General features: G+C 49.4%; 15 protein-coding genes. 10 read left to right on the top strand and 5 right to left on the bottom strand.

Features of this window, described 5'->3' with window-relative positions; translation table 11 throughout:
* Positions 1-24: 24 nt before the first annotated feature.
* Positions 25-969, bottom strand: coding sequence for an oxygen-dependent tRNA uridine(34) hydroxylase TrhO (trhO, locus tag EDM55_RS22215; RefSeq protein ID WP_092272363.1), 945 nt, complete (start codon positions 967-969; stop codon positions 25-27).
* A 203-nt stretch (positions 970-1,172) separates the two neighbouring features.
* On the opposite strand from trhO, the gene dut reads away from it, so the two are divergent.
* On the top strand, positions 1,173-1,709 hold the full coding sequence (gene dut / locus EDM55_RS22220; RefSeq protein WP_092272366.1) for a dUTP diphosphatase: 537 nt from the start codon (positions 1,173-1,175) through the stop codon (positions 1,707-1,709).
* 70 nt (positions 1,710-1,779) lie between these two features.
* On the opposite strand, the gene EDM55_RS22225 is transcribed toward dut, so the two are convergent.
* Positions 1,780-2,082 carry a DUF3846 domain-containing protein gene (locus tag EDM55_RS22225; RefSeq protein ID WP_122961422.1) on the bottom strand — a complete coding sequence of 101 codons (303 nt, stop codon included), beginning with the start codon at positions 2,080-2,082 and terminating at the stop codon, positions 1,780-1,782.
* Between the two features lie 117 nt (positions 2,083-2,199).
* Here EDM55_RS22225 and EDM55_RS22230 point away from each other — a divergent pair, with 117 nt between their 5' ends.
* The 9 genes from EDM55_RS22230 (at position 2,200) to EDM55_RS22270 (ending at position 12,520) form a co-directional block, all read left to right on the top strand.
* On the top strand, positions 2,200-3,441 hold the full coding sequence (locus tag EDM55_RS22230) for an NAD(P)/FAD-dependent oxidoreductase (RefSeq protein WP_122961423.1): 1,242 nt from the start codon (positions 2,200-2,202) through the stop codon (positions 3,439-3,441).
* Positions 3,442-3,572: 131 nt separating this feature from the next.
* A complete protein-coding gene (locus EDM55_RS22235) occupies positions 3,573-3,941 on the top strand; it encodes a cytochrome-c oxidase (protein WP_092272374.1) in 369 nt (122 codons plus the stop codon).
* A gap of 143 nt (positions 3,942-4,084) precedes the next feature.
* Positions 4,085-6,049: an FUSC family protein gene (locus EDM55_RS22240; protein ID WP_246070876.1), complete on the top strand. Its 1,965-nt coding sequence runs from the start codon at positions 4,085-4,087 to the stop codon at positions 6,047-6,049.
* A 253-nt stretch (positions 6,050-6,302) separates the two neighbouring features.
* Positions 6,303-7,349: a sulfate ABC transporter substrate-binding protein gene (locus EDM55_RS22245; protein WP_373863284.1), complete on the top strand. Its 1,047-nt coding sequence runs from the start codon at positions 6,303-6,305 to the stop codon at positions 7,347-7,349.
* 29 nt (positions 7,350-7,378) lie between these two features.
* A complete protein-coding gene (cysT, locus tag EDM55_RS22250; protein WP_122961424.1) occupies positions 7,379-8,215 on the top strand; it encodes a sulfate ABC transporter permease subunit CysT in 837 nt (278 codons plus the stop codon).
* A 12-nt stretch (positions 8,216-8,227) separates the two neighbouring features.
* Complete coding sequence (cysW, locus tag EDM55_RS22255; RefSeq protein WP_092272385.1) at positions 8,228-9,097, top strand: sulfate ABC transporter permease subunit CysW; 870 nt, start codon at positions 8,228-8,230, stop codon at positions 9,095-9,097.
* On the top strand, positions 9,094-10,206 hold the full coding sequence (locus tag EDM55_RS22260) for a sulfate/molybdate ABC transporter ATP-binding protein (RefSeq protein WP_092272388.1): 1,113 nt from the start codon (positions 9,094-9,096) through the stop codon (positions 10,204-10,206). The genes cysW and EDM55_RS22260 overlap by 4 nt, the downstream gene beginning before the upstream one ends.
* Before the next feature lie 332 nt (positions 10,207-10,538).
* On the top strand, positions 10,539-12,152 hold the full coding sequence (locus EDM55_RS22265; RefSeq protein WP_122961445.1) for an ABC-F family ATP-binding cassette domain-containing protein: 1,614 nt from the start codon (positions 10,539-10,541) through the stop codon (positions 12,150-12,152).
* Positions 12,153-12,277: 125 nt separating this feature from the next.
* A complete protein-coding gene (locus EDM55_RS22270; RefSeq protein ID WP_092272391.1) occupies positions 12,278-12,520 on the top strand; it encodes a helix-turn-helix domain-containing protein in 243 nt (80 codons plus the stop codon).
* Positions 12,521-12,765: 245 nt separating this feature from the next.
* On the opposite strand, the gene EDM55_RS22275 is transcribed toward EDM55_RS22270, so the two are convergent.
* The 3 genes from EDM55_RS22275 to EDM55_RS22285 form a co-directional block, all read right to left on the bottom strand.
* Positions 12,766-13,176 carry a hypothetical protein gene (locus EDM55_RS22275; protein ID WP_122961425.1) on the bottom strand — a complete coding sequence of 137 codons (411 nt, stop codon included), beginning with the start codon at positions 13,174-13,176 and terminating at the stop codon, positions 12,766-12,768.
* 306 nt (positions 13,177-13,482) lie between these two features.
* Positions 13,483-13,668 carry a hypothetical protein gene (locus tag EDM55_RS22280; RefSeq protein WP_122961426.1) on the bottom strand — a complete coding sequence of 62 codons (186 nt, stop codon included), beginning with the start codon at positions 13,666-13,668 and terminating at the stop codon, positions 13,483-13,485.
* A gap of 42 nt (positions 13,669-13,710) precedes the next feature.
* Positions 13,711-15,360: a PucR family transcriptional regulator gene (locus EDM55_RS22285; RefSeq protein ID WP_122961427.1), complete on the bottom strand. Its 1,650-nt coding sequence runs from the start codon at positions 15,358-15,360 to the stop codon at positions 13,711-13,713.
* Between the last annotated feature and the right edge of the window lie 39 nt (positions 15,361-15,399).

The raw sequence follows: 15,399 nt of genomic DNA on the forward strand, positions 1-15,399 counted from the left end.
AATCAGCTGGGTGTACACTTGTATTTATTTACTTACTCCGGCAGCCTCGAGCTTCGCTTTTTCTTCCGCTTCCACGAAACGGTTGCGAGGATGCTCGCGGCATTCATCCGAGCAGGAACGCTTGTAGGTTTGCTCGCACTCAGGGCAGCAAAAATGCTGTTTGTTGCAGAATGGGTTCGCGCAGTTTACGTAGCGGTCTTCCACCTTGCCGCAGTAGTAGCAGCGTCCGATGACAACATCTTCTTCCGTGTGGTTGATCGGCACGGAGATGCGCTCGTCAAACACGTAGCACTTGCCATCCCACAGGCGACCTTGAACTTCCGGATCCTTCCCGTAAGTGACAATTCCGCCGTGAAGCTGATACACATTTTCAAAGCCTTGATCCAGCAGCACACCCGTCAGCTTTTCACAACGAATCCCGCCAGTGCAGTAGGTGAGCACTTTTTTGTCCTTGAACTGGCTCATGTTTTCGCGGATCCACTCAGGGAATTCACGGGAGGAATCCACCTCAGGGCGAATCGCGCCACGGAAATGACCGAGATCGTACTCGTAGTAGTTGCGGCCATCGAGGACAACTACGTCATCTTGCTGCAGCATTTCGTAAAACTCTTTTGGGCTGAGGTACTTCCCTGTCTTCTCGTTAGGATCTACGTCATTTTCCAGACGCCAGGTAACGAGCTCTTTCTTTGGACGGACGAAGATTTTTTTGAAGGCATGCTCATCCGACTCATCTATTTTAAACCACATATCCGCGAAGCGCGGGTCTTTGCGTACGTATTCCATGTAAGCTTCTGTTTGTTCAATGGTACCGGAAACCGTTCCGTTAATTCCTTCCGGAGCAACGATAATCCGTCCCAAGAGGCCGTTGTCTTTGCAGAACTGCAAATGCTCGGCAGCGTACTCCTCGTAATTTTCAATCGGAGTATACTTGTAATACAGGAGAATGCGATATGGTTTTTGTACTTGCAAGGTACAATCCACCTTTCTTTAGCGATATTAATTTTTTTGATACAACGGAGAGTATACCACACCGAATGTGAAAATGCGTAGAAAAAGACAGGGATTTGTGAGCTTTCTATGAAAAAAATGTGTGGAAAAGCTGCCTTGCTGGGAGAAGAGCCTTCTTGTACACTATGAGAGGATCATAGGTAGAGAAAAAGGAGAGACGAATCATGATGGTAACAGGTGAACGCGTAACCGCACAGGTAAAAATAAAGAAGCTTCATCCCGATGCAGTCATCCCGCAGTATGCACGCGCAATGGATGCGGGCTTTGACTTGGTGGCAGTAGAGGATGTCTTGGTTGCACCGGGCGAATCAGTGAAGGTACCGACTGGTTTGGCATTTGCCTTGCCAGAAGGTTTTGAGCTGCAGGTACGTCCCCGTTCGGGAATCAGCGCAAAAACAAAGCTGCGCCTATCGAATGCGCCAGGAACGATCGATGCCGGTTATCGCGGGGAAGTGGCCATTCTCGTTGACAATACAAGGGAAGCTAGCCGAACGTACAAAAACGTTTGTCTGGATGCTAGCGAAAAAGAAGTCACTGTAGATCAAGAAGTGGACACGCATAGCTATTTGATCAAAAAAGGGGACCGACTCGCTCAAGGTGTGATCGCGATTGTTCCGGTTGCCCAGTTTGAAGTCGTTGACGAGCTCGATGAGACCGAGCGTGGTACAGGCGGCTTTGGAAGCAGCGGCATCAAACGCTAGGCGTGCCTTTAAACTCAATCAGCATGACAAAAGCCCCTTACCGATGTAAGGGGCTTTCCTGTTTCGCCGGTTAAACTTTCGCTGTCAAAAATTGATTGATCCGCAGCAGGTCTTCTTCGGACAGGGATCGCCCATCCTCTTTGACAAAAACACAGGTGCCATATACCCAATCCAGATACCCCTCTGAGGTGACTGGAAAATTATTGGCTTCCACTCCGCGTGCATCTTCATTGACGATCAGGGAGATTCCTGCAAGGCTGTCGTCTACTACGACTTCGATCTCGCCTCCGACCAACTCCTGCAGCTCGCCTTGTCCGTCTACCTCGTAGGAAAAGGCAGCTTCGTGCGGGCGTTTGACGTACACGTGAATCATGCTCGATCACTCCTTTGACCTTCATCATACCCGAAAAGAACAAAAGGCGCGATAGCAACGGATTAGCCATTGGGCGTTGGTTATCCTAAAAGGGATCACGAATGAGGGGACATGGACATGAACCTGATGACAGGAAAATTGTATTGGCCGACAACACTTGCCGTGCCGCCACGATACCCAGAACTTTCGGATGACTTGCTTTGCGATGTCGTGATCGTGGGCGGAGGGATTGCCGGAGGTCTATGCGCCCATTATTTGATGAAGCACGATGTGGATGTCGTGTTAATAGAAAAAGGATGGATTGGGGAAGGAAGCAGCCGAGCCAACTTGGGGATGCTGCAATTCGCAAATGATAAATCGTTGACTTCCTGTCTGCGCTCCTTTGGGGAGGAGAGAGGAAGGCGATTTTATCAATTATGCCGTCAAGCACTTGATCAGCTCGAGATCATCTCCCGTTCCTTGACGATTTTTCCTGATTTTCAGCGCAAAGACAGCCTTTATTTTGCGAGTCAACCGCAGGAAATCGAGTCGCTTCGTACCGAGTACGAAAACCTGATCCAGCATGGATTCCCCGTCTCTTACTGGGGGCAAGAAGAGATCGAGAACCATTTTTCCTTCTCCAAGCCCGCGGCCATTTATTCCAAGGGAGATGCGCAGATCAATCCATACAAGCTGACCGTGGGATTGATAGCCGATGCTGCTGCTCAAGGCATGTGGGTATACGAGCATACAGAGGTCGTCCATCAAAAAGAGGAAGCAGGAGATATGCTCATCCTGACAGGAAAGGGAAGCCGTATCCGGTGCAAACGGATTGTATTTGCCACCGGCTATGAAGCACAGGTCTTGAAACGCAACCCAAACGCAATCCGATCCAGCACCTCTGCGATTGTGACGAAGCCTGTCAAAAGCTTTCTCGGATGGCCGAAAGCCTGCCTGATCTGGGAGACAGCCCGACCCTACATGTATATACGGGCAAACGAGGAAGGACGCATCATCGTAGGAGGATTGGACGAGCCGAATACAGACCCCAAACATCGAGAAATGACAGTGCTGAGCAAGCGAGATCTGCTGCTTGACAAGGTACAGGCTTTATTTCCGCAGCTATCTCTGGAAGTGGAGTATTACTGGTCCGCTGCATTCGCTTCCACCCACGATGGCCTGCCTATGTTCGGGGAACAAGAAAACTACCCGAATTGCCTGTTTTCGCTTGGATATGGGGGAAATGGCACTGTCTATTCAACGATTGGCGGGCAGATCATTGCCGATTTGATTGTGAAGGGAGAAAATGCAGACGCAGCCCTGTTCTCCTTTGATCGCCCGAAATTCGCTTCATCCGCCCCAAAGCCGAGCCATTTCTAACGGATTTCGTCATGAGCGACAATCCGTTTTTTTGTGCTGGGCAAAAGAATCGGGGAAGGCAACGTTTTCTGGTACTTAGTTCCTAGGATCGGAAATAAGGTTAGAGTGTGACCGCGAAAGGAGGTGAAGATATGGCGGCTCGCTTTTTGAAAATCGCTACCATTTACTTTGTTCTAGCCATTATTTTAGGAATCGGTATGGGAATCACGCATGTTTTTGCCTATGCATCTGTCCACGCCCACCTGAATCTGGCGGGGTGGGTCACGCTTGCAATCATCGGACTGATTTACAAAGCTTATCCCCAAGCAGCTGGGAGCAGGCTTGCGAATTGGCATTTTTGGCTGCACAATCTCGGCCTGCCGGTTATGCAGGGATCCTTGTTCCTCATGATCCTAACGGGGACAGAATCCTTCGTTGTGGGGGCCATTATTGGTTCTTTGGTACTCGGGATAGGCATTCTGCTTTTTGCGATCAACGTATGGAAGCATGTCACGGAATAGGTGCTTCTATCACCAAGCAGCGCGAGCTTTCGGATGGGAACCCGAGTGCACGCGCTGTTTGGGTTGGGTAGGGGACGGTGAATAGAAGGAGTTGGAATGAGTCAAGATAGGTCTATCTTTTCTCGCGGGGAGGGGGTAGGTCTATGCAAAAGAGCATGCACAAAAAGAGACGTATCGTGCCCTCCAAACAATGGTACACAGCTCTTCTTACGACCATTTCGCAAGCTTTCCAATTGAAAAAGAACCCGCTTCCGTGGGGCAGGGCGATCGGCGCTGGTATTTGCTCCGGAATCCCCGTATTGCTTGGATTGCTAGCGGGAAATCTGCCCTACGGGATGCTCGCCGGGATCGGCAGCTTTACATATTTGTACGTATTCAATATTCCTTACGCCCAACGTGCAAAAAAACTGTTGTTTGTCATGCTCGGACTCGCCTTTTCTGTCGGCTTGGGGACGTTGGTGGCTCCCCACCCCTTGGCGGCAGCGATTATAGTGGGATGGATCGGCGCCATTGCAACCTTTATCTTTGGAGCATACAAAGTAGCGGGACCTGCTGCTATTTTTTTTGTCTTGGGCTTCTCCCTTGCAACCGGAATGCCGATTGACCAGTCGGCAGCTCCGCTTCGGGCGGGGCTGGTCCTACTTGGGGGAGCCTTGGCTTGGGTGATGGGCATGAGTGGTTGGCTCCGCAATCCACATGGACCGGAGACTACCGCGATGAAAAAGGTTTATTTGGAGCTCGCCAAATTTATGGACTCAGTAGGCAGTGCAGAGGCACAAGAGGAGAGGCAAAAACTGGTACTGTTACTCAAGTCAGCTGAGGAAACGTTGTATGCTGGGCACGTCTCCTGGCAGCAATCCGGTGAATACCAGCGTCTTCATTCCTTGAATGATCAGGCCAATGCCATTTTCCTTGACATCCTTGCCCATATGGATCAATCGAAGGACAGGCTCCCCGCACATTTTGGGCGGTCTGTACAAGCGATAGCGTCTGCGCTCGGGGAAAAGGACAAGAGGCAGCCAGAGGAGAAGCAGCGAGAAGAGCTTTATGAGCACAGCGAGGTCACAGAACGTCTGCAGGCAAGTATCCGTGAGGCGTTGGCGGTGCTGGAGGCACCTGTCGCCTCTCTGGAGCAAGAGAAGGTCGGGAGGCGGACATCCTTTTGGGTGGTGCTTGGCGGTTCATTTGATAAGAATTCGATTGTGTTTCTCACATCGGTTCGCTTTGGACTGATATTAGCAGTCGCAGCGATTCTCGCCTATTCCTTTGAGCTGAACCGATCGTATTGGGTGACGTTAACCTGTGCAGCGGTGATGTCCGGTTCGACGATTATTGCCACATTTCATCGTGCGATTCAACGGTCGATCGGCACAGTCGTCGGAATCCTAGTGGCTATCATCGTTTTGGCTGCGCATCCACACGGACTTCTCATCGCCGTATTCATCATGCTTCTGACCGCATTGACGGAGCTGTCAATCGTCCTCAACTACGGGCTTGCTGCCTTCTTTCTTACACCCAATGCCTTGCTTTTGGCAGAGAGTATGGGACAGCAACAAAGCCTCTCGTTTTATGCTTCGGCACGACTCATTGATGTGCTTTTGGGCTGTGCGATTGGACTTGTTGGGACCTTGCTTATCGGGAGACGCCAGGCATCAGCATTACTGCCGCACTATATCGCTAAAACGATTCGCAGCCAGCAGCAGTATTTGTTAACGCTTTTTTCCGAGCAGAAAAATCATTCCGATCTCAGAGCGTCGATGGAACGAAGAAAAATGCAGACGAACCTGAGCAATTTGCGGATTGTTTATACGACAGCAACAGGAGAAATCCCCAGTGATAAAACGAAGCTGGAATTTCTCTGGCCTGTCATTTTCTCCATCGAGCAGATTGGCTATCTGCTCGAATCCTGTTTGAAATCGGCTCAGTGCCCCATTCTCCCGGACCAAACGCTATCACAGCTTTTGCTCGTCTTTGAGAACATGGCGAAATCAGCGGAGAGACAAACCTCTTCCGCTAAAAAAACGATCCCGCCAATCAGTGGATTCCCACAGCTGGAAAGGGAAATTCGAGAATTGCAGGACGCGCTGATCATGAGTACCAAAGCTTAACTACGAAGAGCTCCTTCGCTTGCGGAGGAGTTTTTTTGCACTCGACATGCTCCTGTCCCCCGGAATGCGCCCAATTTTCTTCCCTAGGCAAATGCCAGCCGAACTTTGCCTAGGGCTTCGGCATAATGTACATGGAAATATGGTTGACAGGAAGAAAAAGGCAGGTATAATTCTTAATAACTTAGTATTCCGATTAAAATAGTATAGATTAAAGAGGAGTGAAAAAGCCTACATGAGCAAAGCAATCAGTCCCATCCAGAAGTGGTGGAAACGAGCAGGATTTATTTTATTGGCAGCTGCCATTGGTGGGTGCTCGTCAACAGCTCCGACGGGAGGAGAAACCAAAACCACGGATGCGGCTGCTGCTCCTGCGGTTGAGCTGTTGAATGTTTCTTACGATCCGACCCGCGAATTTTACCAGGATGTGAATACGGAGTTCGCAGCGGAATGGAAACAGAAAACGGGTCAGACAGTCACCATCAAGCAATCTCACGGCGGTTCTGGTAAGCAATCCCGCTCTGTTATCGATGGACTGGAAGCCGACGTTGTCACACTCGCCCTCGCCTACGACATCGATGCGATCGCAGAGAGAGGCTTGATTCCGAATGACTGGCAACAGAAGCTTCCTGACAACAGCTCTCCTTATACATCGACGATTGTTTTTCTCGTGCGAAAAGGAAATCCGAAGCAGATCAAAGATTGGGATGATTTGATCAAGCCGGGCATTTCCGTCATCACTCCGAATCCAAAGACCTCTGGGGGAGCACGCTGGAACTATTTGGCTGCCTGGGGATATGCTTTGGAAAAGAATAACCATGACGAGGCAAAAGCCAAGGAATTTGTGACAAACCTCTTTAAAAATGTTCCCGTTTTGGACTCTGGTGCACGTGGTTCTACCACGACCTTTGTGGAACGCGGGATCGGGGATGTACTGATCGCATGGGAAAATGAAGCGTATCTCGCTGTAAACGAGCTGGGCAAAGACAAGTTTGAGATTATTAATCCGTCGCTGAGCATTCTCGCGGAGCCACCTGTAACTGTGGTCGACAAATATACCGACAAACACAAGACAAGAGAAGTGGCTGATGCGTATCTGCAATTCCTGTACACCAAAAAAGGGCAGGAGCTTGCAGCCAAACACTATTACCGACCACGTGACAAAGAAGTGCTTAAGGCACATACCCCTGCTTTTCCAGAGATCAAGCTGTACACCATCGACGAATGGTTCGGTGGATGGACAAAAGCCCAAAAGGATCATTTCTCGGATCAAGGCATCTTCGACCAAATCTACAAGCCTTAATCATCTAAACCATCAGAGGAGTTATCTCCATGAGAAAATCATTACGCAACAAAGGGTTTTTGCCTGGCTTTGGAATGACGATGGGCTATACGATCGTCTACCTTAGTTTGCTGGTGTTGATCCCTCTGTCTGTATTGTTTTTAAAGGCGACGACCATGAGCTGGGAACATTTTGTTGGCACGATCCTCGATAGCAGGGTGCTTGCTTCTATTCGTGTAAGCATTCTGACTTCTTTCTTCGCTGCCTGTGTAAATGCGGTGTTTGGCGTATTGGTAGCCTGGGTTCTGGCACGCTATCAGTTTTTCGGAAAACGAATCATCGATGGGATTGTAGACCTGCCTTTTGCCTTGCCTACGGCGGTCGGCGGGATCGCGCTGACTTCAATTTATGCGGAAAACGGCTGGATCGGACAGTATTTGGCGGAGTGGGGGATAAAGGTTGCGTACACTCCCTTGGGCATTTGGGTAGCCTTGACCTTCATTGGGCTGCCGTTTGTGGTGCGTACCGTCCAGCCGGTTCTCCAAGACTGGGACCTCCAGATGGAGGAGGCCGCAGCGACCTTGGGAGCGAGCCGCTTGCGTACCTTTGTGCGTGTGATCCTGCCACATCTGATGCCCGCCATTCTCACCGGCTTTGCGCTTGCTTTTGCCCGTGCGCTCGGCGAATACGGCTCGGTCGTCTTTATTTCCGGCAATATGCCCTTAAAGACAGAGATTGTTCCTTTGCTGATCATGACCAAGCTGGAGCAATTTGATTACGCAGGGGCAACGGCGATTGCAGCGGTGATGCTGATCGCTTCCTTCGTGATGCTGCTCATCATCAACTACCTGCAGTGGAGAATCAACAAATTTGACGCCGCACGATAGGAGGTGCAAATTTTGAAGCATTTGACCGAGCCGCGTTACATTCGCTGGCTGCTGACTGGGATAGCCTTTATATTTCTCGCCTTGTTTCTGATATTGCCGTTGATCGCCGTATTTACAGAAGCATTCAAGCAGGGAGCCCAAGTTTTCCTGGATTCCATAGCGGAGCCTGAGACACTTTCTGCCGTTAAGCTGACGCTGTTCGTGGCTGCCATCAGCGTCCCGCTCAATGTCGTCTTTGGCATAGCGGCGGCATGGGCCATTGCCAAATTTTCCTTTCCTGGAAAAAACGTGCTGCTGACGCTCATTGATCTTCCTTTCGCTGTTTCCCCCGTTATTGCGGGTCTGATCTTTGTGCTCTTGTTCGGGAGTCAGGGCGTACTCGGCCCATTGCTTGAAGTGTACGACATCAAGATCATTTTCGCCGTACCGGGGATTGTACTGGCGACCACCTTCGTGACGTTTCCCTTTGTTGCCCGCGAGCTGATTCCAATCATGGAAGCGCAAGGAAAGGATGAGGAGGAAGCAGCTGTCTCGCTTGGAGCTAGCGGTTTTAAAACCTTCCTCCGCGTGACGCTGCCCAATGTGAAGTGGGGCCTTTTGTACGGCGTCATATTGTGCAATGCCCGTGCGATGGGAGAGTTCGGAGCAGTATCGGTCGTGTCGGGACATATTCGGGGCATGACGAATACGCTCCCTCTGCATGTTGAAATTTTGTATAACGAATATCAGTTTGCGGCTTCCTTTGCCGTAGCCACACTTCTCGCCGTGCTGGCACTCGTGACGCTAATCGTCAAAAGCCTGATTGAGTGGAGGACTGAGCGACAGCACGCCACCGAGGAAGAGCATTATCACTACGAGGGGTCAGGAGAGAGGGCCGTATGAGCATAGAGGTTGTCAACATTACCAAATCCTATAAGAACTTTACGGCATTGAAGGATGTCAGCCTGCAAATACCCGAGGGTGAGCTGGTGGCTCTGCTCGGTCCTTCCGGGTCAGGAAAAACGACATTGCTGCGACTGATTGCCGGATTGGAACAGCCGGAGCAAGGCAGCATTCTCTTCAATGGCGAGGACAACACAGATCGGGATGTGCGGGAACGGAGAGTCGGCTTTGTGTTTCAGCATTACGCTTTGTTTCGGCACATGAACATCTTTGACAACATCGCGTTTGGCTTGACAGTCCGTTCGCGCAAGACACGACCGAGCAAGCAAGAAATTCACGAGCGCGTCCATTCCTTGCTCAAGCTGGTCCAACTGGAAGGATTGGCACATCGCTATCCGTCTCAACTGTCTGGAGGACAGCGGCAGCGGGTGGCATTGGCGCGTGCACTCGCGGTAGAGCCCAAATTCCTGCTGCTCGACGAACCGTTCGGTGCCTTGGACACAAAGGTCAGGCAGGAATTGAGACGATGGCTGCGTCATTTACATGGAAAGCTCGGACTGACCATTCTGTTCGTCACGCACGATCAGGAGGAAGCGATGGAGTTGGCTGATCAGGTAGTGGTCATGAATGAGGGGAGAGTCGAGCAGGTAGGGCCGCCTGAAGAAATCTACAACTATCCGGCAAACCCGTTTGTCTACAGCTTCCTGGGACGAGTGAATTTGTTTCGGGGAAGAATCCAGAATGGCATCGTGAAGCTGGGAGAAGCAGAATTCGAGACGGATAGCGTGCAACAGCCAGGCGAATACCCTGCCATTGGCTATATGCGGCCACACGATGTAGAGGTCTCCCTGACACCTAAGTGGGAGCAGTCGGTGCAAGCACAAATCCGGCATATTTCCCCGCTCGGTCCGATTGTCCGTCTGGATTTGAAAAGACTCGATACAGAAGAAGTGTTCGAAGCAGAGCTGACGCGTCAACGTTTTACAGAGCTTGGGCTCGCAGAAAAAGCAATCGTCTACGTAACCTTGCACAATCTGTCGTTTTACGTAGATTCCCAACCTGCTCAAGCACCGTCGCCGGCCTTTATCCCGCTGCAGGCGAGTATATAGAAAAGAGAGAACCGGACTGCTTGTGTGCAATCCGGTTCTTCCTGTGTCGATGGCTTGTGTTATTCGCCGCGCTGCTTGGACTGGGTCCGTTCTTTTCCGAGGGTGTTGGATGAACGGGTTTGAGAAGGGTTTTCCTTGTTGCCCATTTCATTTTTCACGCCATTTTTCTTGGACATATTCCTTACCTCTTTCTTGCTGGATTGGAAGTTCTGTGCTAGCTTTCCCTTGTTTGCTTCCTTCTATTGATAAAATGCTCCGCGATTTTTGCATTATCCGGTCAACTCTGGTAAGATAAGTGTTTGAACGATTCAAAAAAGGCAGGTATTGCGACGATGATAAGCACTCAGAACGTGACGCTGCGCTACGGCAAACGCGCACTGTTTGAAGATGTATCCATTAAGTTTACCCCAGGTAACTGTTACGGCCTCATCGGCGCGAACGGTGCGGGTAAGTCCACCTTTGTCAAAATTCTCTCCGGAGAGATTGACCCTACCAGTGGACATGTCTCTGTAACTCCAGGCGAACGGATTGCAGTATTGAAACAAAATCACTTTGAGTTTGACGAATTTGAAGTGCTGAAGACGGTAATCATGGGTCACAAGCGACTCTATGAAATCATGGAAGAGAAAACAGCACTGTACATGAAAGAGGACTTCTCTGAAGCCGATGGTAACCGCGCTTCCCAGCTGGAAGGGGAGTTCGAGGAGCTCAACGGTTGGATGGCGGAAGCGGATGCTGCGAGCCTGTTGATCGGTCTGGGCATTTCGACAGATCTGCATGACAAGCTGATGAAGGATCTGTCTGGTACGGAAAAAGTACGTGTGCTCCTGGCGCAAGCTCTGTTCGGAAACCCACATGTACTCCTGCTTGACGAGCCGACGAACCACTTGGACATCGAGTCGATTCGCTGGCTGGAAAACTTCCTGGCTGACTACGAAAACACAGTAATCGTCGTTTCCCATGACCGTCACTTCCTGAACAAAGTGTGCACGCACATCGCCGATATCGACTTCGGCAAGATTCAAATGTACGTGGGTAACTACGATTTCTGGTACGAGTCCAGTCAATTGGCATTGAAAATGGTTCGTGATCAGAATAAGAAAAAAGAAGAAAAGATGAAGGAGCTGCAAGAGTTTATCGCGCGTTTCTCCGCCAATGCTTCCAAGTCCAAGCAGGCGACGTCGCGTAAAAAGCTGTTGGAGAAAATTACACTGGAAGACATCCGTCCGTCCAGCCGTAAGTATCCATTCATCAACTTCAAGCCTGAGCGTGAAGCGGGCAAAAACCTGCTGCAAATCGAAGGCTTGAGCAAAACGATTGAAGGCGAAAAGCTGTTTGACAAGCTGCACCTTTCGATCAACAAAGGAGATAAAGTTGCATTTGTCGGACCAAATGAGCTGGCAAAAACGACCTTCTTCCAAGTGCTGATGGGCGAGATTCAGCCAGACAGCGGTACGTTCGAATGGGGCGTTACGACCTCCCAGGCTTATTTCCCGAAAGACAATGCCGAGTATTTCCAGACGGATCTCAACCTGGTTGACTGGCTCCGTCAATACTCCAAAGAGCAAGACGAAACCTTTATCCGCGGGTTCCTGGGACGCATGCTGTTCTCCGGGGATGAAGCGCTGAAAAAGGCAAACGTATTGTCCGGGGGAGAAAAAGTTCGTTGCATGCTGTCCAAAATGATGCTGGCTAGCGCCAACGTCCTCATCATGGATGAACCGACGAACCACTTGGACCTCGAGTCCATTACCGCACTGAACAACGGATTGATCGATTTCGATGGCACACTGCTGTTCGTATCTCATGACCATCAGTTCGTACAGACCATTGCGAATCGCATTATCGAATTCACGCCAAAAGGCATCATCGACAAAATGATGACCTACGATGAATACCTCGAGAGCGACGAAATCAATCGTTTGCGCGAAGAGCATTACGCATAAGCTGCCATTTCGTTAGGAGCGGACTCTGCGCTTGGCCCAAAAAGCCCTCTACCATTTGATAGTATCCCCTTTAAGTAGACAGTAATTAGAAAGCCCTTTACTGTTTAACTTGGAGGGGAATTTTTATGGGCCAAATAAAAAAGAGCTACTCCCTTGAATTCAAACACCATGTAGTGGAAAAATTTGAACAAGGGGCTACATATAACGAGATTAAAGAAACATATGAGCTTGATTTGAGGATGTTCCGAAGATGGGTAAGGAAATACCGGGATAATGGCTTAAAAGGACTGGAAGATAGAAGGGGAACACCGCGAAAAACAGATAACACTTTTGAAAAGCTCCCCAAGAGAGAAAATACAAAGACTTGAAACAGAAATAGAATTCCTAAAAAAGCTCTTAGAAGACAGAAAGGGGGAAAGAAGGCAAGGGAGAAAGCGGTAGAATTTAAGATCATTGCAGAGATGGCAAAACGGTATCCTGTTTCTCTCCAAGTCCGGCTAAACGATATGAGCCCGGTTCCTTACCGAACTCAAATTACCTAGTATTCACTGAAACTAATGTATTAGACCTTGAAAATGTAGTTGTAGATTAAGAAAATAACGCTTTAAACTAACTACTGAGTTAGTAAAAAACCACCATACATATCAACAGTCCAAATATTACCGTAATCTAGCCATTGTTTTATGTCCACTCTATATAACCATCTGTCCTTTGTTATAACTAGTATGTGGCGATCATGTCCGCTCTTATTGATTGTTTGGAAAGATTCGATTTCTTTTTGCAAATGTTGTGCGAAAAAATTTCCGAGTACTTTTTTATAATCTTTCCGATCTGATTCATCCTGTAATTCTATAAGCTTTTCTATCTCGAACTCCTCACCAGAATTAAAGTCATGAATCATGGAATATTGATCTACAAGTTTATCCCGATCAATAGCAGCATTAACATTCATTGAATTAAAGCGATCAACGGTTTCACAACCAAGTAAAAATAGGAATACTAGACAAGAAGTTGGTAATTTCATTAATCCCCACCCTTTTCTAACTATTGCCATTTCACATCTAAACATAACATAAATTGGGTGTTTTTACCAAAATCATTATCGATAAAAAGTAATTCAACTAACAGGCTCGATAGTTTAATAAAAACAGCGGTGAGCTTAAGACTTTATTATCAGGTCTTAAGTCGCCGCTGTTTCATGTATTGGTCATAGTCTAAAACTCAATTTTCAACGAACACCTAAACGAGGGCTTGTTTCAAACTGTCTACTTGACAGGGGTAAGACCAATTTACGGTTGAGGGCTTCTTTTCTATGTACGTCGTACGCCGTTTAGGTTGGTGTTTCCTCAATGAATTCTAGCTTGTGCAAAAAAGCTTCTTTGCTCGTAAAAATGAGCCGTTCTTTTCGTGGGGCCGTAAAGTAAACCACGATGTGCTCTGCATCGACATATTCCACAATGCCACGCTTTTTCGGCCGCTCTCGTGTCTTCACCGGTTTGTTCAACCAATCATCCATCTTTTTTCCTCCTGCTCATCACATGCACCCATTATAGCAGACTTAAGAATGACGCCCAACGGCATGGACCGTCAAGGCGATCCGAAACAGCAGTTGGTCCTGTCCGCTTTCGGGATGAAGCCCTGTCAGATCGCGAATGAGCTGCAGACGATACTTGATCGTGTTTTTGTGTACAAAGAGACTTTTGGCTGCATCGACATGATTGCCATTCGCCTGAATAAAGACTTGCAGTGTTTGCAGCAGCTGCCCGTTTTTCTCAGCGTCGTATTGGACGATTTTACTGAGGCACTCCTCTGCGAGCACGCGGGCTTCTACGTTCGGCTGTTCGGCAAACAGGATGCGCTCCAGAGCGAGATCCCGATAGGATTGCATACGCAGCGGGGAGTGATCGCCCATAGTATGCGTATGGCTGTTTGTATGAAACGCGGTACGCAAGCTGATCTGTGCTTCCCGATAGCTTTCCGAGATGCCTTCCCAGCCGAGGTGATGGCGACCGATGCCAATCGATATTGCTGGTATTACGTCGGTGGACAAGAGCGCTTGCTGCAACAAGGAGAAGATTTCGCTCTCCGCATGGCGGGCTTGCTGTTCAGCGAAGGGGACGAGCAGCAGAAGGTGATTGTTTCGATCGAGTCCTGATAAAATGCGATGGGGTGTTTTGGAGAAATACCTGTTGATCAGCTCGAGCAGCGAATGATTTTCCTGCCAGGAGGTCAAGGTCGTCTGGCTTGCCACATCGGCACGAAGTAATACGGCGAAATAGTGATCATCAAGCTCCCAGGCTACTTCTTGTGCCCTGCGAGTCACCACACTGCGCGGGCCGGCATGTCCGCTTACCAGCCATTGCAAAAAATCGTTGCGGAAGCGCTGATAGGTCTCATTCACCGTTTGCTGGCGCTGCATTTCGAGCGAGAGCAGTGCAGCACTTTGCTCGATGGCGACCTTTTCCCAGCTATGCAAATCGCGATGCAGGCCATCGATTAAAATGCCACCCTGTTTGTGTTGTCCGCATAGCAACCAGCGGAGGTAGGAGCCATTTTCCAGAGGTACAAGCGGTTGATTCATAATTGCAGGGGGAGCGGGGTGACCACATTGTCTCTCGATCCAGGCGATGTTCTGGGACAGCTCTGAAAAAGGGGATGTCCAGTTCCACCGATGGGATGGCGAATAAATGGTGACGGACGCGTTCAATGCTTCTTGCAGCAGCTTCGCGAGCTGGCAGACGGGGGCACCGATCGTCAGATGCCGATGAAACCGCTCGTAAATGGCATGGGTTTGCTCAAGCTCGGATCGCTGCTTGTCAACGATGTAGCGTACGACTGGGACGATTACGTCTGACCAAGCTTTTTCCATGGGAAAAGAGAGAATGGGCATCTGCTTCTGGGCTGCATGTTCGATGACAGCGAAAGGGAGGGACTCGATATAGCGCCCCAGTTTGATCGCGAGGCCGGGTGTTCCTACATCGGCTAGGGAATCGATGAGCTGGATCAGTCCTGCTTCAATCGTTTCCGTTTGCGAGAGAAAAGGAAAGCCGGTTGTCAGGACAAACTCTCCTTGGCGCAGCCAGCGATGGCCGTCAGGCGAGTCGAAAGAGGTAACGCCCAGCAGCTCTTTTTCCAAAAAGGCATCGCCAGCGAGGATTGCATTTTCGTCAAAGCCTCCGACTGCTATGAGTTCACGTACAGTGATCATTCCTATCCTCCTCTCGTTTCGTTCATTTATCGGAAATGG

Source organism: Brevibacillus centrosporus (assembly GCF_003710815.1).
Lineage (GTDB): Bacteria > Bacillota > Bacilli > Brevibacillales > Brevibacillaceae > Brevibacillus > Brevibacillus centrosporus.